General features: G+C 54.8%; 15 protein-coding genes. 5 read left to right on the top strand and 10 right to left on the bottom strand.

Annotated features, from left to right (window positions below; all coding sequences use genetic code 11):
• Nucleotides 1-375 precede the first annotated feature (375 nt).
• Both ACFO1S_RS07850 and ACFO1S_RS07855 read left to right on the top strand, forming a co-directional pair.
• Nucleotides 376-798, top strand: coding sequence for a DUF4395 domain-containing protein (locus ACFO1S_RS07850; protein WP_204602906.1), 423 nt, complete (start codon nucleotides 376-378; stop codon nucleotides 796-798).
• A gap of 189 nt (nucleotides 799-987) precedes the next feature.
• Nucleotides 988-1,416 carry a hypothetical protein gene (locus ACFO1S_RS07855; RefSeq protein ID WP_204602905.1) on the top strand — a complete coding sequence of 143 codons (429 nt, stop codon included), beginning with the start codon at nucleotides 988-990 and terminating at the stop codon, nucleotides 1,414-1,416.
• 160 nt (nucleotides 1,417-1,576) lie between these two features.
• On the opposite strand, the gene ligA is transcribed toward ACFO1S_RS07855, so the two are convergent.
• Nucleotides 1,577-3,586, bottom strand: coding sequence for an NAD-dependent DNA ligase LigA (gene ligA, locus ACFO1S_RS07860; protein ID WP_204602904.1), 2,010 nt, complete (start codon nucleotides 3,584-3,586; stop codon nucleotides 1,577-1,579).
• 187 nt (nucleotides 3,587-3,773) lie between these two features.
• Here ligA and ACFO1S_RS07865 point away from each other — a divergent pair, with 187 nt between their 5' ends.
• Complete coding sequence (locus ACFO1S_RS07865; RefSeq protein ID WP_378126557.1) at nucleotides 3,774-4,115, top strand: hypothetical protein; 342 nt, start codon at nucleotides 3,774-3,776, stop codon at nucleotides 4,113-4,115.
• A gap of 84 nt (nucleotides 4,116-4,199) precedes the next feature.
• Here the strand turns inward: ACFO1S_RS07865 and pcrA are convergent, their stop codons facing one another.
• From pcrA to ACFO1S_RS07900, 7 genes are all read right to left on the bottom strand, one after another.
• On the bottom strand, nucleotides 4,200-6,578 hold the full coding sequence (pcrA, locus tag ACFO1S_RS07870) for a DNA helicase PcrA (protein WP_204602902.1): 2,379 nt from the start codon (nucleotides 6,576-6,578) through the stop codon (nucleotides 4,200-4,202).
• A 4-nt stretch (nucleotides 6,579-6,582) separates the two neighbouring features.
• Nucleotides 6,583-7,287 carry a heptaprenylglyceryl phosphate synthase gene (gene pcrB, locus ACFO1S_RS07875; protein ID WP_204602901.1) on the bottom strand — a complete coding sequence of 235 codons (705 nt, stop codon included), beginning with the start codon at nucleotides 7,285-7,287 and terminating at the stop codon, nucleotides 6,583-6,585.
• Between the two features lie 242 nt (nucleotides 7,288-7,529).
• Complete coding sequence (gene galU, locus ACFO1S_RS07880) at nucleotides 7,530-8,405, bottom strand: UTP--glucose-1-phosphate uridylyltransferase GalU (RefSeq protein ID WP_204602900.1); 876 nt, start codon at nucleotides 8,403-8,405, stop codon at nucleotides 7,530-7,532.
• A gap of 311 nt (nucleotides 8,406-8,716) precedes the next feature.
• Nucleotides 8,717-11,275 (bottom strand): U32 family peptidase, encoded by a 2,559-nt coding sequence (locus tag ACFO1S_RS07885; RefSeq protein WP_378126560.1) that lies wholly within the window; start codon nucleotides 11,273-11,275, stop codon nucleotides 8,717-8,719.
• 102 nt (nucleotides 11,276-11,377) lie between these two features.
• Entirely contained in the window at nucleotides 11,378-13,318 is a 1,941-nt protein-coding gene (locus ACFO1S_RS07890) for a stalk domain-containing protein (protein WP_204602899.1), read from the bottom strand.
• 33 nt (nucleotides 13,319-13,351) lie between these two features.
• Nucleotides 13,352-14,404, bottom strand: a complete 1,053-nt coding sequence (locus ACFO1S_RS07895) for a S1C family serine protease (RefSeq protein ID WP_204602898.1) — start codon at nucleotides 14,402-14,404, stop codon at nucleotides 13,352-13,354.
• A gap of 158 nt (nucleotides 14,405-14,562) precedes the next feature.
• Nucleotides 14,563-14,772, bottom strand: a complete 210-nt coding sequence (locus ACFO1S_RS07900; RefSeq protein WP_204602897.1) for a hypothetical protein — start codon at nucleotides 14,770-14,772, stop codon at nucleotides 14,563-14,565.
• Between the two features lie 258 nt (nucleotides 14,773-15,030).
• On the opposite strand from ACFO1S_RS07900, the gene ACFO1S_RS07905 reads away from it, so the two are divergent.
• Complete coding sequence (locus tag ACFO1S_RS07905) at nucleotides 15,031-15,180, top strand: hypothetical protein (protein WP_204602896.1); 150 nt, start codon at nucleotides 15,031-15,033, stop codon at nucleotides 15,178-15,180.
• 82 nt (nucleotides 15,181-15,262) lie between these two features.
• Complete coding sequence (locus tag ACFO1S_RS07910; RefSeq protein ID WP_204602895.1) at nucleotides 15,263-15,796, top strand: hypothetical protein; 534 nt, start codon at nucleotides 15,263-15,265, stop codon at nucleotides 15,794-15,796.
• 60 nt (nucleotides 15,797-15,856) lie between these two features.
• On the opposite strand, the gene uvrA is transcribed toward ACFO1S_RS07910, so the two are convergent.
• Together uvrA and ACFO1S_RS07920 are read right to left on the bottom strand one after the other, a co-directional pair.
• Nucleotides 15,857-18,715: an excinuclease ABC subunit UvrA gene (gene uvrA, locus ACFO1S_RS07915; RefSeq protein ID WP_204602894.1), complete on the bottom strand. Its 2,859-nt coding sequence runs from the start codon at nucleotides 18,713-18,715 to the stop codon at nucleotides 15,857-15,859.
• Nucleotides 18,716-18,890: 175 nt separating this feature from the next.
• The gene (locus tag ACFO1S_RS07920; protein WP_204602893.1) at nucleotides 18,891-19,874 is read right to left on the bottom strand and encodes a diaminopimelate dehydrogenase; all 984 of its coding nucleotides are present in this window, start codon (nucleotides 19,872-19,874) and stop codon (nucleotides 18,891-18,893) included.
• Nucleotides 19,875-19,919: the final 45 nt, after the last annotated feature.

A 19,919-nucleotide genomic window follows, 5' to 3' on the forward strand; every position in this document is an offset into this window, starting at 1 on the left:
TTCTTGCTGGTTTGCCTTCCGACGACCGAAGCCGTCTTCCGACGTTTTTGTTTCTTACGCTCAATGTTCAGTTTTCAAAGAACCATTCGGTGTTTCTTTTGTTTCGCTTGTCGTGCGCCCTCAAGAGGCGACCTGACTAATATATCATAGCCTAGCAACACAATGCAACACCTTTTTATACTTTTTTTCTTTCCACGTAGATATTCCTCTCTTCCGACTGCTTGCCGGGGAATCGGCACTTTCTGCATTAGATGAAGAAATAAATCATCTGCATAAATAAAGAAGCTGCAAACCATTCTCTCTTGTCATCGCCATCGCGATGATTTACGATAAGTTTAATTGCAAGTAATCTTATCTACATTTAGGTGTTTGCACATGCAAGAAATTCCTATGAGATATGTTAAAGCAAACCAGGCGGGGATTGTCCTCTTCGTCGTGCTCGCCTTTCTCGTTCATCAGCCTTGGATTCTAGCCGCATTGTGGCTCGTCCAGGTAGCCGGCTTGCTTAGCGAAGGCCGCCTTAACCTTTTTGTCCGTATAGCCAAGCTTGCGTTGAAGAACAAAGGAGAGGAAACGCAAGCGATAGAGCTGCAGCGCTTCAACAATGTGCTTGCGGTTCTTTTTCTCACACTTGCTCTCGTGTCTTTCGCCTTGGGCTGGCAGATTGTCGGACATGCCTTCTCTGCTATGCTGCTGCTGGCGGCCAGCGCCGCATTGCTGGGATTTTGCATCGGGTGCACGCTGTACTTCTGGGTTAAACAAATTCGCGCGGGGAGAATTGGAAGAAAGAAGGCCTGATGTGGAAAAGCTGTTTCGAGCTGAATCAACGATTGGACAACGCCAACAGCAAGACATCGCCGTGCACTTCTCCGGAGCTGCCTCGGATACAGAGAAGACTTGCCCTGATATCCGCCTTGCGGGGCTCGATTGCAACCTAATCACGCCAGTCAGCGTCTGCATCAGTATCAAAGACGAGGAGAGATGACGATGAGGAAGCGACTGCGGCTCTTGGCGCTAACCGCCCTTGCAGCGTTTGTTCTGTCCGGGTGCGCATCCAGCCCAAGCTCGAACCCTGCGCCGACTAAAGCTAAGCTCGTTATTCAAATCAGCAAGACTGAACCGGACGGAACTACCTACCAACGCTACAAAACCATTGAGGACGCCTCCGTCGTCGCGGAAATTCGTTCCGTTCTCATCAAAGCGGACGAAAGCCGCAGCAGCGCATCGATGTCGCGCGCATCGGATCGCAAGCTCGAAATCATGAATGCCGGTCCGACTGTCGCTTCGGAGATCCAGGTCTACGGAATATGGTTTTCACCCGAGGGAAAGCTTATTGAAGTCGTAATGGAATCCGGTCAAGGCGGTTACATCCAGTTGAATCCCGATGACAGCAAAAAAATTCGTTCCATCCTGTAAAGGACCGATCCGTCTTATTAAATATAATTAAATCAATATATAACCATGCCATTCTTGATGTTCAACTGACGGACACCTTCGCGCTTCGACTGAAGCGCGTCTCTTAACCCCGGCGTATAGATAAAGGCGAGTCCGTTGCCGGACTCGCCTTGTTCGCTATTTAGTTGCCGCGTTCCAGCAGCCGCGCCAATTCCTCTTCGTCCTCAAGCACGGGAATCCCCAAGTCGCGCGCCTTCGTCAGCTTGCTCCCCGCGCTTTCTCCGGCAATGACCAGGTCGGTTTTCTTGGATACGCTGCCCGCGATTTTCGCGCCCAGCGCCTCCAGCTTCTTCGCCGCTTCGTCTCGCGACATCAGAGACAGCGTACCGGTCAAAACGACGGTTTTGCCGAACAATGGATGATCCGAGCTTGCGCTTGCCGCAGCCGGTGCAGCCGCCTGCGGATTTACGCCCAGCTCGCGCATCCGTGAGATACTGGCTTGGTTGAGCGGATCGCGGAAATAGTGGTGAATGCTCTCCGCCACGATTCCTCCCACATCAGGCAGTCCGATCAGCTCATCAACCTCGGCCGCCATAATTCGGTCCAGCTCTCCATAATGCTCGGCTAGCATCTTCGTCGTCGCTTTCCCGGTATTCGGAATGCCCAGCGCATTCAGGAAAGAGGCAAGCCCACGCGACTTGGACCGCTCCAACGCGGCAAGCAAATTGCCGGCCTTCTTCTCCCCGAATCGCTGCAGCTTGACGAGATCGTCCAGAAGCAAGCTATACAGATCCGCAGGCTCCCGAACGTTAAGCTCCTCGTAGAGCTGCTCTGCCGTCTTGCCGCTGAACGTCTCGATGTCCATGCAATCGCGCGAAGCGAAATGCGTGATGCGCCCGATAATCTGCGGCTTGCAGCCCAGTCGGTTGTTGCAGAACAAGTGGGCGCCGCGCATCTCCAGCGGCGCTCCGCAGCCCGGACACACGACGGGGGCCTCAATCGGGCCGCCGGTCTCGTCGTCGGCTTTGCCGAGAATTTCCGGAATCACATCATTCGAACGGCGGATGAATACCCGTGTTCCCAGCGCATGCAACAGATTTTTACGCTCGATATCGCCGATATTGTTCAAAGTACAGTTCTGCACCGTAACGCCGGCAAGCTCTACCGGCTCGACCCGGGCCAACGGCGTCACTTTGCCCGTACGGCCAAGTTCCCAAGAGACCGATTCAAGCACCGTTGTCGTTTCCTCCGCTTCGAACTTGAATGCGACTGCCCATCGAGGGAATTTATCCGTATAGCCGAGCGCCTCTCTCGTCCGCATATCGGTCAGCTTGACGACCGCTCCGTCGATCAAGTAATCCAGACTACTTCTCTTGGCGACGATGGTCTCCAGCTCTTCCACCAGCTCCTCGATCGTTGAATGGTAGGCGACATAAGGATTGACCGGAAGCTTGTTCTCGCGCAGGAACGCCATCATCTCGCGATGATTGGCGAACGAGATGCCCGCTGAATAACCGACGTTATAGAAAAACGCGTCAAGCTTGCGGGATGCGGTCACCTTCGGATCCAGATTGCGGAGAGCGCCCGCGGCCCCGTTCCGAGCATTCTTGAGCGGCTCCGCCGCAGTCTGATTGTACGCCTCAAGGACGGATAAACGCATGAAGCCTTCTCCTTGAACCTCTATCGCGCCTCCGCGATATCCAATCGACAGCGGAACGGTGCGAATGGTCTTCACCTGGGCCAATATTCCTTCGCCGACCTCCCCGTTACCACGCGTGGCCGCTTGCGCGAGCTGCCCCCCGTCATACGTCAGATTCAAAGAAAGACCGTCGAACTTCAGCTCCACGACGTACTCCGGGGGCGGAAGCGGCTGCTCCGGGTTTTTGGCGTTATAATCCGCGATCAGCTTGTTCACCCTTGCCGACCATGCCGTTAGATCCTCAAGATTCTGAGCCTTATCCAAGCTCCACAGCCGGGTAAGGTGCCGATGAGGCTCGAAGCCCTTCAGAATCTCTCCTCCGACTCTGCGGCTTGGAGAATCGGGCAATATCGCCCCGCTCTCCGCTTCCAGCTTCGTCAATTCATCGTACAGCGCATCGTATTCCTTGTCGCTGATCGTAGGATTGTCTTCTGTATAATAGCGATGGCCATGCTCGTTCAGCTCCTTGACGAGCTCCTGCATGCGTTCCATAATACGGCTCTGAGACACAGCTCTCAACCTCACTTGTTCGATAATGGCGGACTTTTCCCTAAGTCTATTTCAGCGCGCGAACGGTTGTCAAATCAAGCCTTGTCCGCTCGTCACAATTCCGGTTTGTTTCATCCTTCGCTCCGCCCGTTTAATAAGGGAATAGTCACATTACTAGGAGGTGGGGGAAATGGACAAGCTTCGTTACTACGTCTCCGTATCGGCCGGTATCGTGGGCACCGAGCCTGCATTGACGGATCAGTTGACCGTGCTGGCAACGGATGAGGAACGAAACCATTTAATCGCCCTGTTGGAAAAGGAGCGTAAAGCGCTGGAATCGACTTACGTTCGCGCGCCTATCCCTTACAAATCTGCGGATCATGATTCCGCAACCAACCGATACAATGACAGTATGATCGAAATTTACAGGTTTATATATCGAATCGGCACCATCGAGACCAAACGCCATATCGAGTATATGGATATTCTAAGGGAGCTCCGAACGCCGGATTATCGTCACCCCGGCTACTAAAGCAAGGATACTCCCGGCTCCAGCCGGTCATAACATGCACAAAGGGTTGGACGCCAGAAACGGCAGTCCAACCCTTTTATACGTTTATACTTTAGTTACCGGAGCAAACGCCGCCAGCAGCCGCTTTACCCCGGTAGGCGCCGGGAACGCAATCTGCAGCTCGGCGTCGTTGCCTGTCCCCTTCACGGAAACGACTGTTCCGACTCCCCATTTGGCATGCTGGACCTTGTCGCCCGCCACGATTGCCATGCCGTCGCCGACAGGCTTGGCCGCCGACGGCGTCTGCGCCTGAGGCCGGGCCGCGGAGCTGCCCGTCATATTCGTCGGAGCTACGGTCGGGCGTGCCCCCAAGCTCGACGGCGGATATCCGCCGTTTCCATTCCCGTAGGACGGGCCGCGCGACGAGCCGTAGCCCCCTGAGCCCGATCGCGAGCCGTAGCTTCCATAGGATCCGGAGCGTCCCCCGCTTGCAGGCTGAACCGCTTCCTTGAGCTCTGTAGGAATTTCCCCCAGAAACCGGGAAGGAGGATTGGAGCTTGTCCTCCCGTATAGCAGCCTCATTCGCGCGCAAGTGAGGTACAGCTTCTTCTCCGCTCTCGTGATGCCGACATAGGCCAGCCGTCTCTCTTCTTCCATTTCCTCATTGTCCATCAGCGAACGGCTTCCCGGGAAAACCCCATCCTCCATACCGATAATGAACACGACAGGAAACTCCAGCCCTTTGGCGCTGTGCATCGTCATCAGAACGACCGCATCGCCGCCCTCTTCCTCGTCATCCATCGAATCGATATCTGCGACAAGCGCCAGCTCCGTCAGGAACGACAGCAACGACTTGTCCTCGTTGCGCTTCTCGAATTCCTGCGTAACCGACAGAAACTCGTCGATATTTTCGAGACGGGATTTCGATTCGAGCGTATTCTCGCGCTGAAGCTCAAGCCGATACTCGGTCAGCTCAAGCATCTTTTCCGTCAGCTCGGTGACCGACAGATAGTCGACCATGGCAGTCAGATTGCGTATAAGCTCGCGGAACCCGGACAACGCAGCTTTGGCGCGCCCTTGAATGTCCAGATGATAAAGTCCGTCGCCCAGCAGGCCGTCGCCTTCATTCAGGAAGCGTAGAATAGAAACGCCCTTCCTCGACGCCTCCTCCTGCACCCGCGCCATCGTCGTGTCGCCAAGCCCTCGCTTCGGAACGTTCACGATCCGCAGCAGGCTGTTATCGTCGTCCGGGTTGGAGATCAGCCGCAAGTACGACAAGATATCCTTGATTTCTTTGCGATCGTAGAACTTGATGCCTCCGACGATCTGGTACGGAATCTCGGATTTGATCAGAATTTCCTCCATTACCCGGGATTGCGCATTCGTTCGGTACAGGATGGCATGATCGCCGTATCGGTAAGAGGCCTGACGATTTTTACGAATTTCCCCGGCGACGAAGTACCCTTCCTCATGCTCGGAATCGCCTTGGTACAGCGTAATCTTGTCCCCGCCGGACTGATCGGTCCAGAGGTTCTTGGCTTTGCGGCCCAGGTTGTTCTTGATCACGGCATTCGCGGCATCCAAAATGTTCGAGGTCGATCGATAATTCTGTTCCAGCAAAATGCTGCACGCCTCGGGGTAATCCGCCTCGAAGTTCAGAATGTTCGTAATATCCGCGCCTCGCCAGCGGTAAATCGATTGGTCGCTGTCCCCAACGACGCAAATATTGTGATGCTTCTCGGCCAGCATTTTGCACAGCGTGTACTGCGCTTTATTCGTATCCTGGTATTCGTCGACGTGAATATATTTGAATTTGTTCTGATAGGAGTCCAGCACTTGCGGATCGTCCTTAAACAATTGAATGGTCAGCAGAATGAGATCGTCGAAATCCAGCGAATTGTTCGCTTTAAGCCTGCGCTGATATTGCGTATACACCTTGGCAACCAGAGATTGAAAATAATCGCCTTGCCGCTGCTCGTATTGCGCCGGGGACAGCAGCTCGTTCTTCGCTCCCCCGATGGCCGCTTGAATCGCCTTCGGCTCGAACTTCTTCGTGTCGATGTTGTTATCCTTCATCACGTTGCGAATGACGGATAGCTGGTCGGTGGAATCGAGAATGCTGAAGTTCGTGCCATATCCGATCCGCTCGATATCCCGGCGCAGAATACGCACGCACATCGAGTGAAACGTGCTGACCCAGATATCCTTGCCTGACGGACCGACGAGCTTGGCCACCCGCTCTTGCATCTCCCTGGCCGCCTTGTTCGTGAACGTAATCGCCAGAATACTCCACGGCGCAGCCAATCGCTTGGAAATCAGATACGCAATGCGATGCGTCAGCACGCGCGTCTTGCCGCTTCCCGCTCCGGCCATAATCAGCAGAGGCCCTTCGGTGGTGACAGCCGCTTCCTTCTGTCTCGGATTTAACTTGTTAATAGAGTCGTCAATTTGGATGGAATGGGCTTGATCCCGTTCAAAAAACATGCGTTTACCCCTTTACCGCTTGGTTGACCGCACTTACCGTAGCAAGCGCGGCATCCAGATTTTCGTATATCGCGTTGCCTACGACTACGGTGTCTGCAAAGCAAGCGGCCATCGCCGCACGCTCGGGGCTGTTGATGCCGCCGCCGTAGAACAGATGCGCTTGCTGCAGGCTGTTTTTAATCGTGCTCAGCAAATCCATATCCCCGAAGGTTCCGCTATATTCTACATAAAGCACAGGCACGTTCCAGAGTCGGTCCGCCACCTGGCTGTAAGCCACCGCCTCGCCAATGGACAACGAGGCATTCGCCCCGGTTAATCGGGCGACCGTCGAGTCCGGATTCAGCACAAGGTAAGCCTCGCCTGCGATCGACTCCCACGGAAGCAAATGTCCGAAGTCTCTCAGCGCCTCAGCGTGACGGCCGATAAGCCATTCCGCACGATTCGTGTTTAAGACGCTTGGGATAAAATAACCGTCGAAGCCCGGAACGCCGCACGCGGGATCGGACAGCTCGAAGGCGCAGGGAACCTCGTATCTGCGAATGCGCGACATCAAGTCTACCGTATTGTCGAACGTTACGCCGCTGGAGCCGCCGACAAGAATTGCATCCGTACCGGACTCGCATAACGCATCAAGCGAGGCATCCGTGATTTCCCGATCCGGGTCAAGCTTAAAAACATGTTTCCAGTCGCTATAAAAAGAAGGACGCATACTGCCTCCGAAGATCATCTAGGATATCCTCTAGTCTACAGGAATTCTCCGGTTCTTCCAAGAAGGAATGACAGGGAGCGCCGCTCCCGTCTCTCGCAGCCTCTCTCTCCCCCTTGGACAATAAAACGCCGCCTGTCCCTCCGAAGAAGTACAAGCGGCGTGTGCTTCATGCCAGCCAAACCTATAGGGTTCAAGCGACAGCCCTCTTCCTGCAACGCTTCAAAACTTTCTGGTCGTTCGGCTCAACGTCCCAGCTTCTCCTCCAGATATGCCCGAACCTCGTCCTTCAGGTCGGGGCGCTCCAGCGCAAAGTCGATAATCGTCTTCAGGTAGCCGAGCTTCTCGCCGGTGTCGTATCGCGTGCCTTCGAACTTGTACGCATAGACGGATTCGTGCCCCATCAAGCGATAGATCGCGTCCGTCAATTGAATCTCGCCTCCTGCGCCGACGTCCTGCGTTTCCAGAATGTCGAAGATCGCGGGCGTCAGCACATACCTGCCGATAATCGCCACATTGGAAGGAGCAAAGCCGGGAGCCGGCTTCTCCACCACGCCGCGCACCCTTAGAATGCGGTCGCCGTCCCCGCCGTCGGGGTCGGGGTCAACGATGCCGTAGCGGGAAACCTCGTCGTCCGGCACGTTCTTCACCGCAAGCACAGAGCCTTGTACCCGGTCATATACGTCCATCATCTGCCTTAGACAGGGGACCTCGGATTGCACGATATCATCGCCAAGCAATACGGCGAACGGCTCATTCCCGATAAACTTGCGGGCGCACCAGATGGCGTGGCCGAGTCCCCTCGGCTCCTTCTGACGAATATAGTGAATGTCAATCAGATCGGACGGCTTCTGTACTTCGGACAGCAGATCGAGCTTGCCCTTCTTAAGCAAGCTTTGCTCCAATTCGTAGGAGCTGTCGAAATGATCCTCGATGGCGCGTTTGCCTTTGCCTGTCACGATCAATATATCTTCAATGCCGGCGGCGACCGCTTCCTCCACGATGTATTGAATTCCCGGCTTGTCGATAATAGGCAGCATTTCCTTCGGCATCGCTTTCGTCGCCGGAAGGAACCTTGTTCCCATCCCCGCCGCAGGTATGATGGCTTTGCGAATTTTCATCCCAGGTATCCCCTCTTCTCGGATTCAGTGCGAGTTTGCCCGCATTCAGCGGCAACCTCTCGGAAAGAACGCCGACCCCGAGTCCGCGCCTTCTTGGCCAACACGTTTCAACAGCGTATTTCTCTCCACGTTATCGGTTGATTTCCGTTTGTTGTGAAGGCCTCCCGCCAACAACCGGCGTCATCGGATATTCTTCAATAATATACCAATTCGACTTCTTTTGTCCTTTTCCTTCACCGCTCGCGATCTTCCCCTTATCACAATAGGAAAGCCCGCCGTCCGCATGGCGCGGAAGACGGGCACCCCCTGCATTATTTCACCAGCTGCCCGCGCGTGACGCCGAGCTGATTAATCGCCTTAAGCTTGCGCCAAACCTCCGTGCCGCCGATTTTGCCGTCGATTGCCGCCCGATAGAGGGTCAACACCTCGTGTACCTTCTCTTCGTTTTCTTCAAGAAACTCGACGCGGTACGAGCTCACGCCCAATTCCATGAACAGATCGAGGTATTCCGCCCCGGACTGCTCGATGGCATTGTAGACGGTATTGCGACAGCCCTCATCCACGCGTACGGGGTGCGACATCCCGATCCGATCCTGCAGAGAAGCCCGCTTCTCTTCGCAGGGACGTCCGCAGTTCGTGAAGTTGGTGCCTTCGCTCATGAACGTGCAGTAGACGCAATGCTCCGTATGGAACATCGGCATATGCTGGTGAATCACGAGCTCCAGACGGGACGTATCCGCGCGGCGAAGCATATCCACCATCTGCTGAATGTTCAGGTCGTAAGAAGGCGTCACCCAGTCGCAGCCCGCTTCGCGGAAAAGATTCACTGTCTTATGGTTCGCTACGTTTAACGAAAAGTCGCCGATCAGGAGCGGATGCGCTTCGTCCGGCTTCTCCATTCGCTCCCGCAAGTAGTAGTAGAGTGCGCCTGTATTGCGAACAAGCACAGCATCCGGCTTCAGGTTCAGGATATTGCGATGGTACCCGTTCTCTCCCGGCATATGAATGCGGGGAGTCGCAAGCGCAATCCGTTTGCCCGCCTCGCGGCAGACTTGAATGGCATCGGGAAATTGCTTGATGAATTCAAAGTCGGCGTAGATCAGCTCCACTTCCGTCTTGACGACGGCCTTCACCTGCTCAAGCGTGCGGCACAGCGCAGTCAGCTTAACTTCGCCGGGCTGGACGGATACGTCCTCCGAGGATACGAAGGCATCCGCGAACTCGTTGACCTGCCGCTTGACGTACCTTGGAGGCAGCTCTCGCATCGCCTCCAGCTTCTCGGCAGCCTCGCGCCTCATCCGGTTCAGCTCGCGCATCGGAACGATCACATCGCCCTTCAGCGCCACCTCAAGCTGATCGAGATAATAAAGCGTGCCGCCCAAGCGTCCCAGTTGCTCTCCCAGCACCTCATGACCCAGCGGACGCTTCTCCGCCAGCTCCAGAGGCATCTCCGATTCGACCGCCACGGTAGTGCCCTTGCCGACATCCGTCCAAATCGTTCTCAGCGGAATGCCTTCCTGACCGAACACCGATACGGCAAGCGGGAACGTCCGGTAGGGCTTCTCCGTCTCGAAGGTGGTGCGCAGGCGCCGATCCAAGGCGGGATCGCTGGTCTTCCATATCCGATCCCCTTCGTGGATTCGGTTCAGATCGACATCGTTGCGGCCAGGCACAATCTCGATCAGCAGGCCTTCCGCCGCCTCGCCCTCCAGCTTTTTGCCGGACAGACGAACGTCATAGACTCGACCGCCCTCTTCCTTCTTCGTCGGATCGCCGGCATCGAAGACGATGCCGTCCCCTCGCTTAAGCGGGGCTTCCAGTCGGCAGACTAGGGCGTCGCGCATAATCTTCTGCACGGTGCCCAGGTAAACGCCGCGGCTCTTGGGGAAAGTCCCTTCCACGAGCTGCTTGTTATTCGTGCCGTCCAAAAAGCCGTGCGTGAATCCCCGGGAGAAGCTTTGCTGCAGCTCCCGCACTTCCTCTTTGGACGGTCCGTTCTCGTCTCCTGAGAAGTACTTGTCAATCTCCCGATTATACTTGCTCACGACGTTCGCCACGTATTCCGGGCTTTTCAACCGTCCCTCGATCTTGAAGGAGGCTACGCCCGCCTCAATCAGCTCCGGGACGATATCGATCGCAGCCAGATCCTTGGGAGACAGCAAATACGCGATATCCCCCATAGGCTGATGAACGCCGTCCACCATCAGATCATAAGGCAAACGACAAGCCTGCGCGCATTCCCCGCGATTGGCCGACCGTCCGCCCCATACCTCGGAGGTTAAGCACTGCCCTGAATAGGACACGCACAGCGCTCCGTGCACGAACACCTCCATCGGGAGCTTGGCCTGCTCGCCGATCTTCTGGATCTGCTTCAGGTTGTTCTCCCGCCCGAGAACGACACGTTCCATCGCGAAGGGCTTCGTGAACTCCACCGCCTCCGGCGAAGTGATCGTCATCTGCGTCGAGCCGTGGATCGGGAAGTCCGGAGATATCTCGCGAATCATTTTGACCAGACCGAGATCCTGAACAATAACCGCATCCACTCCCGCGTCGATGCAGGCTTCGATCAGCTTGCGCGCCTCGGGGAGCTCGTCCTCGAATACGAGAATATTAAAGGTAAGAAAGCCTTTGACCCCGTACTTGTGGAGAAACGCCATAATCTCCGGAAGCTCGTTCGTCTGAAAATTGTGCGCCCGCGCGCGGGCATTAAACTTCTCCACTCCGAAGAAAACCGCATCGGCGCCGTTGGCTACGGCGGCCCTCATGCATTCCCAATCTCCGGCCGGAGCCAGCAATTCAATATCTTCACGCCGCAAGGCGAGCTTGTCCTTCATGTACCATTCCTCCAAACCGCGTACCATACGCGGCATTCGCTGTTCTCATTATTGCTTGAACGAATGAGGAGGTCAAGGCATCAACCGATTCCTTCAAATTATTACCTTCGCAATTCGACTGGTGTAGATAGCTGCATCCTATCGTCCCTCCACGAATGTGAGGGAGCTTAACGTATTTTCAAGGTTTCTGATCACAAATTCGCTTCCGTTAGCAAGGAAATAAGCGCCCCATACGCGGTACACTTTATCTCCTTTGAGGACATAATATTCTATCATCCGATACGGCGAGACGTTAGTGTTTGTCGTATCCTCGGTTACAACCTTGATTGCCGTATATCCCGCATACTGTGTTTGTTGCTTAGAAATGAGTCGATACTTCGAAGACTTAGAGGTTTTCTCGCGATAGAATTCGCTAATAGAAGCATCCAATTCGTAGAACGAATACGACTCCTCCCACGCCTCTACAGAAAACAGCCCGCCCACGAAGCTGTATTCCACCGTTGCCTCCTCGAAGTTTTTCTGATCTCCATACCAGAATTCCGGTAGAGTTACCCGATAGCCATACTTATCGCTTTGTTTCGTAACCTTCGCCTCACGATCTGCATTGTCATAGTCGTCAGGCAGATCCCCCATATTTTTTTCTACCGTAGCGAAGTCTACCTTCATCGTACGCAATACCGTATCCATCAAATTCGAATATTTTGATGCTGAGCTCTTTAGATAAGCCACGGAGGTATAATAACGATATTTCCCCTCGACAGCGAAAATCTCATACTCCTCCCACCATCTTTCGGTGTCCCACGAATAAGAAATCTTCATCGCTTTGGCCGGAATCCCGTTCCAGATAACATCCTTCAGTTCCGGCTCCTTTCTATACGCAGGAGCAAAGGACTGCTCCAGACGGGTCGTCTTCCGCTTCACCCAAGCATCCAGCGTATCCCCGGCAACGACGGACGTCACATCCAGATACAAATACGCATCTTCGGTTTCATAGTAAGGATAGGTAGATTTCTCATCAACCTTCCATTCTTTAGGCAGCTTAACATTTAACCCGTAATCTTCATCGGTGAAGCTCTTGAAGCCATCAAGAATCTGCGTCATGTCCTTAATCGATGAGCTCGAACGGTCGAAAGAGGTACGAAAGCTATCCAGCAAGCTTCCCGATTGCGTCAGCTCGCTCGCCGAGCCCACTCTCTTGCCGTAAACAATAATGTAGAAAAACCCATTTGCCTGAAAGCCGCGGTATTCGTAGAAGAAGCCGCTCTTGAATTTCGTGATTATGCGCTCATAGCTTTTGTCTCCTTCGCCGACCGTTTTTTTGTCGACGGTTTTCTCTCCTTCATCCTGATACTCGGTCATCGCGCTACGCTTCTCGTTAACGCTCATGGTATTTCTCGCTTCCTCGACAAAGATTCCCAAATAATACTCCTTCTTTACATCTTCGAAAATAAGGGAATCTCCATCTTGCGACTGTGCGGATTTCACCAGGCCCGTCGGATAATTCATCGACCACTGATAATAGCTGTCCCCGATCTGGGACTTGCCTGCATCCGTATCGATTGCAGAGTTCTTGCCTCCCGCTGCTCCGGCAGCCGCTTTGAACTTGATCACGATCTCTTTGGTCGTCTCGTCCTTGGCTTGGGAAGCGCCGAAGCTCTTCGCGAGCGGAGTGAGCGGCACCATGGCGACGCCTTGCTTGCTGGCCGGGGCGACGGGAAGCGTCAGCTTCTTACCGTCGATCGTTGCGGCTTTGCTGCCCAGCGTAAGCACGGCTACATGCTTCCCGTAAGTCAGCTTAATAATCTTATTGTTCGTCAACTGCACCTTGGCTCCGAAGCCTTTCGGATTCGTGAATACGGCCAGAGGCACCATAACATGGCCTGCCGATGCGTAGGGAGCCTGCTGGATTTTCACCGTCTCCCCATTTATGTTCATCTGCCCGCTGCCGAGCTTCAGACGAATCTCCGATTGCTTGGCAGCCTCTTCGGCAGCTGCGGGCAGCGCCCCGATTACAAGCAATACAACCGAGAGCAGCAATGCCAACACAGCTGCGCTTCTGGTGCGAAAAATAGCTGTCATTTCTTTATCCCTCTCATCCTATGAATTGTGTAATTAATGAGCCGAACTGGCCGATAATACCAGCTTGCGAGTAACCAGATCACCCTCGGAGAGCAAGGTGACGCTGACGGTCTGTCCCGGAAGATAGGCTTTCAGAAGCTCGTTCAGCTCCACCACCGTCGATACCTGCTTGCCGTTCACCGCATAGAGCTGATCTCCGACAGCGATTCCTGACTTCTCGGCCTGGCCGGAGGTGAGCGCCAGCACGGTCATCGGCTCCTCCGTAGGCAAGCCTACGACAGCAGACCAGCTCTCCTCCAGCTCCAGCCCCAAGGAAGGACGCTTAACCTGACCATACTTGTAAAAATGGCTCAACACATATTGAACCGTATCTGCCGGGATGGCAAATCCCATGCTGTCGATATCGACATCGACGAACTTCATCGAGTTGATGGCTACGACCTCGCCTTTAAGGTTAACCAACGGTCCCCCGCTGTTTCCCGGATTGATGGCGGCATCGGTCTGCAGCAAGTTATAGTCGGACGAGAGCGAGCGGTTCATTCCGCTGATCACGCCGACGGTAGCCGTATTGCGAAGCGCAAAGGACACCGGGGTGCCGATGGCGATGACGGTCTCGCCGACTTCAATCTTCAACGGTGATGCGGCGAATTTCGCGGCCTTGAGCCCTTTCGCGTTAATCTTAACCAGCGCAAGATCGCTTGTGACATCGATCTGCTTGCGGGTACCTGCGTATTCCTTGCCGTCTGATGTGACGACGATAATTCGGTCCATATCCTTGACGACATGCGCATTCGTCACGATCCAGCCGTCGCTTTTTACGATAACGCCCGTGCCGTGAGCAAGCGAAAAGCGATTGCCGCCTTGTCCGTCCGCAGGCTTGCCGATGATGGCAACGACCGAAGGCGATACCTTCTTGATCACATCCGGTATAATTGAAGCTTTAACATATAGCTCTCCATCAATGATTCTGGAAGAGGCCGATGTGTTGCCGCCCGCTGCCGCAACGCTTCCCGCTCCTCCGGCCCATGTCAGCAGAGCTGTCAGCAGAACGAATGACAGCAGCTTTTGTTTCCTCTTGGTAAACAAACGATTCTCCCCCAATGATTTCTAGTAAACAGATTAACTCTATCACAATTATTTCAGGATGAACACGATAATTCAGGATAATTTTCCCTAATGAAACACGAAAAAACGAGTCCAGGGACTTCTCGTCCCCGACTCGTTTATGTATAACGATATTTACCTTACCAGCCGCTAATCATTTTGTAATCCGCTACCACAAATACAAGCAAAGAAACTGCGGCAAAGCCGATTGCAAGCATGTTTTTGCGAGGTCTCTGCATCAGCAGACGTACCAGCCCGATTCCAATGAGAACGGTAAATATAACCATGAAAATATCGAAATGCTCGTATGTGCTCTCCACAGCCGCAGTTGCCGCCTCGGCTAGAAACATGAAGGAGCCCTCCTTTGTCTGTCCTGATAAACCCACCTTTATCTATGTTAGCTTCTCATCGCCCGGGTTGCAAGCCTGAAGTTGCTGTCGTAACAACTTTGTCACACTTTCGCAATGCCCTTTTGCCAGAACAGGTTGACTTTAGTATTCGTAATTTCCACCCATCGTATTCCCCGGCACGAATCTTCGGCACAGCATGAATGACCGAATGTCTTCCTTCATCATACTAACGACTATCCCCGAGGAGGTGCAACCTAGATGGAAACACAGGATTACGCGATTGCCGCGCTGGAGCCGGAGCAGTTGGACGAGCTCAGAACAATGGAGCGGCGTTTGTCCGAGCGCGCCGGACACCCTATCAGCCTTGTCGCTTACGAGGCGGCTCCGGGTTCGACAGACTCCGATTAAAGAAAAAATGGGCTGCCCAGAGAATGGAAAGATTTAAGATGATCATACTAAGGGAGAGTCTACGTATCAGGAGGAACCTACAATGAAACGCATCTTGTACGCCCTGCTTATGATGACGGCGCTAGGGGTCGTCGTGCCCTCGTTGACGTTCGCAAGCTATGGCGAACCCGGTCATCACCACTCGAAGCCTGCGCCGTCTATTGACTGGAGCGCTCTGCCGGCCGACATTCAAACGCTCAAGTCGCAGCTGGATCAGATCGGATCGGAACAGAAAAGCCTGTTCCTGCAGATGAAGACCCAGAATGACCAAATCAAGCAAGCCCGCAGAACGCTGACCTCGGAGCAGCGCAAATTGCTCAAGAAGCCGGCCAAGCAATTGATTATGCAGATGAGAGCGGCGAAAGACGAGATTCGCGATATGCGCGACCGGAAGCACGAAGCCTGGGACAGCTTCCATGAGCACGTCGACAGCAAGGAGTGGGCTTCCGCCAAAAGCGATCTGACTACGATTATTCAACAAAAGCGCTTGATCGTCTCCAAGCAGCAAAACGTCGTTAAGCTGCAGCAGCAGCTCATTACTCTGATTCAACCCCAGCAGCAGCTTCACGTTCACTAGCCCGCAAACAAAATCGTTCCGGCCCGAGAACAAGCGTCTCTGGCTGGAACGATTTTTTCGTCAGGCGTTGGACATTGCGGCTTCCGTACGGGCGCGATCCCGCTCCAGAACCGGCCCGAGATACTTGCCGGTATAAGAAATCGCGACTTGCGATACCTCCTCAGGCGTTCCGGTGGCTACGATTGTTCCGCCGCCGCTGCCCCCTTCCGGACCCAGATCGACGAGATAATCGGCCGTCTTGATGACATCGAGGTTGTGCTCGATGACAAGCACGCTCTCTCCCGAGTCAACGAGACGATGAAGCACTTGCAGTAGGCGGTCGATGTCATCCACATGAAGGCCCGTCGTAGGCTCATCCAGAATGTACAGCGTCTTCCCGGTGCTGCGCCGATGCAGCTCAGCGGCCAACTTCACGCGCTGCGCTTCTCCTCCGGACAATGTCGTTGCCGGTTGCCCCAAGTCCATATACCCTAGCCCGACATCCATAAGCGTCTGCAGCTTTCGATGAATCTTCGGAATGTTCACGAAAAACTCGGTCGCATCCTCAATGGTCATCGCCAGCACTTCGGCAATGCTCTTGCCCTTGTATTTAACCTCCAGCGTCTCGCGATTATAGCGCTTGCCTTTGCAGATTTCGCAAGGGACGTAAACGTCCGGCAGGAAGTGCATTTCGATCTTGATAATTCCGTCGCCCTTGCAGGCTTCGCAGCGTCCGCCCTTGATATTGAAGCTGAACCGGCCCTTCTTATAGCCGCGCACCTTGGACTCGTTCGTAATCGCAAATACGTCGCGAATATCGTCGAATACGCCGGTATACGTAGCCGGATTGGAGCGCGGAGTCCGGCCGATCGGAGATTGGTCGATATCGATCACCTTCTCCAGATGCTCCAGGCCTTTCATCTCCTTATAGGCTCCCGGACGCGTCTTCGCCCTGTTCAGATCGCGCGCAAGCGTCTTGTACAAAATCTCGTTGACGAGCGTCGACTTGCCCGAACCGGAGACGCCCGTCACCGCCGTAAATACGCCCAGCGGGAACTTGGCGTTCAGATTGTTCAGGTTGTTTTCCTTGGCTCCCTTGATCTCGATCCACTTGCCGTTGGGCTTGCGGCGACTCAGCGGAACGGGAATAAACTTGCGGCCGCTTAAGTAGGAGCCCGTAAGCGAATTCTCGTTAGCCATAATCTGCTCCGGGGTTCCTTCTGCAATGACATTGCCTCCGTGCTTGCCCGCTCCCGGCCCGATATCGATAATCCAGTCTGCGGCCATCATCGTATCTTCGTCATGCTCGACGACGATCAGCGTGTTGCCCAGATTGCGCATATGGCTCAGCGTCTGAATCAACCGGTCGTTGTCCCGCTGATGAAGCCCGATGCTGGGCTCATCCAGTATATAAAGAACGCCCATCAGACTGGAGCCGATCTGAGTAGCCAACCGTATGCGTTGGGCTTCTCCGCCGGAGAGCGTACCGGCCGCTCGCGACAATGTCAAATATTCCAGGCCTACGTTCACAAGGAAGCCCAACCGGTTGTTGATTTCCTTCAGAATCAGGTTGGCGATCGAACGCTCCTTCTCCGTAAGCTCCAAACCCGCGAAAAACCGCTGGGCCTCGCCGATAGAGAGAGACGTCGCGTAGGCGATATTCTGGTTGCCGATCGTAACCGCCAGCGTTTCCTTCTTCAGACGGAGTCCCTTGCACTTGGCGCAGGGCTTGGCGCTCATATACGTTTCGATGAATTCCCGAATGCCTTCGGACCCGGTCTCCCGATAGCGTCTCTCCAGATTGTGAACGATACCCTCGAACGGAACCTGCGCGTCGCGGGTGTGACCGAATTCATTCTCGTAACGGAAACGAACCCTCTCCCCGCCCGTACCGTACAGAATGACCTGCATCTGCTTGTCGGTAAGGTCCGCGACGGGCACGTCGGTCGGAATGCCGTAATGAGCGCATACCGCCAGCAGAAATTGCGGGTAATAGTTGGAGGTGCTTCCCGCCCAGGCCTCGAACGCTCCGTCCTCAATGCTCTTGGAGCGATCGGGCACGAGAAGCTCGGGATCGATCTCCATCTTCACGCCCAGACCGTCGCATTCCGGACAGGCGCCGAACGGCGAGTTGAACGAGAACATCCGCGGGGCGAGCTCATCCATGGAAAAGCCGCATTGCGGACAGGCCAGATTGGAATTGAACATCAGCTCTTCCTGATCGATGATGTCCACGATCACTTGTCCGCCGGACAGCTTCAACGCCATCTCCAGCGAATCGGCAAGCCGCGTCTGGACGTCGTCCTTGACGACAATCCGGTCGACGACAACCTCGATCGAATGCTTCTTGTTCTTCTCCAGCTCGATCTTCTCGGAGAGATCGCGAATCTCCCCGTTCACGCGAATGCGCACGTAGCCCTGCTTCTGAATGTCGGCCAGCAGCTTGGCGTGTTCGCCCTTGCGTCCCGATACGACGGGAGCAAGAATCTGCAGACGCGTTCTTTCCGGATATTCCATAATGCGGTCGACCATCTGCTCGACCGTCTGGGACGTGATCTCGATGCCGTGATCCGGGCAGTGAGGCTTGCCGACTCTCGCGTACATCAGACGCAAATAGTCGTAAATCTCCGTAACCGTGCCTACGGTCGAGCGAGGGTTGCGGCTTGTCGTCTTCTGGTCGATCGAGATCGCCGGCGACAGCCCCTCTATAGAGTCCACGTCGGGCTTGTCCATCTGCCCGAGGAATTGGCGTGCGTAGGCGGACAAGGATTCCACGTATCTGCGCTGGCCTTCGGCGTAAATGGTATCGAAGGCCAGCGAGGATTTGCCGGAACCGGACAGGCCGGTCAGCACGACGAACTTGTCCCGCGGAATGCTGACGTCGATATTCTTCAGGTTATGGGCGCGGGCGCCCTTGATCATGATTTTCTCGTTAGCCAAAACGAAAAAGCCCCTTTCGCGACAAAGCGGGGGCTGTGGTGCAAAAAGGCCGGCCGCAGTCGCACTCCGAATAGGAATGTGTGTTCCCATCCATTATACCGAACTGCGACTGGCCTTGCAAATGGTTTGTCTATCCTTTATCTATCCGGTCCGAATCTTATCCTGTCTGGTTGTTCTATAAAAGCTCCTTGCGAAGCTCTTCGGGAGACTTCGGCGAGAGCAGGCCGTAAGGAATGTCGAACACGGTTTGAGCTCCGACTTGTCCGGCTTTCGCCATACGGTATGCCGCACGCGCGTAAGCGACGAGCACGCTTGCCGTAAATTCAGGGTTGCTGTCCAGCTTCAGGCTGAATTCGATCAATTGCGTGCTGCCGTTCTCCGGCCCGGTTTGACCGCTGCGGATGACGTTGCCGCCATGCGGCATCTTGCCGTGCTCCGCCTTAAGCACTTCTTCGCTTACGAAGTGAACGACGGTGTCGTAATCGGCGAAGTAGTTCGGCATGTTCTTGATTTCGTCGGCGACGGCTTCGGCGTTAGCCCCTTCCTCGAGGACGACGAAGCATTCGCGCAGGTGCTTCTCACGCGTCGTCAGCTGCGGATTGCTGCCGCTGCGTACGCGCTCGACCGCCTCTTCGCGAGGGATCGTATACTGAATGCCGTTCTTGACGCCTTCAACCCTGCGAATGGCATCGGAATGCCCTTGGCTTACGCCCTTGCCCCAGAACGTATACTCTTTGCCCTCTGGAAGGATCGCTTCCGCCAGCAGACGGTTCAGGGAGAACAACCCCGGGTCCCAGCCCGTGGAGATCACGCTGATGTTGCCGCCCGTACGCGCCGCGTCGTCGACTTTATTGAAATACTCCGGGATGAGAGCGTGCGTGTCGAAGCTGTCCACCGTGTGGAAATGCTTGGCCAGCGCCGGCCCTTGCTCGGGCAAATCCTTCGCGGAGCCGCCGCACAGAATCATGACGTCGATCTTGCCCTTGTACTGCTCGATATCCGCAATGGATACCATCGGCGTTCCCGATTCCAGAGAACCCGGGTTGCGGCGCGTGAAAATCGCCTCCAGCTTCATGTCCGGATTTTGGCGAATCGCCGCTTCGACTCCCCGTCCCAGGTTGCCGTAGCCTACGATTCCTACCATAATCGTCGTGCTCATCTTCGATATTCCTCCCAAATTATGCGAGGCTCAGCCTCTTGTTGC

This window comes from Cohnella boryungensis (assembly GCF_042651945.1).
Taxonomy (GTDB): Bacteria; Bacillota; Bacilli; order Paenibacillales; family Paenibacillaceae; genus Cohnella; species Cohnella boryungensis.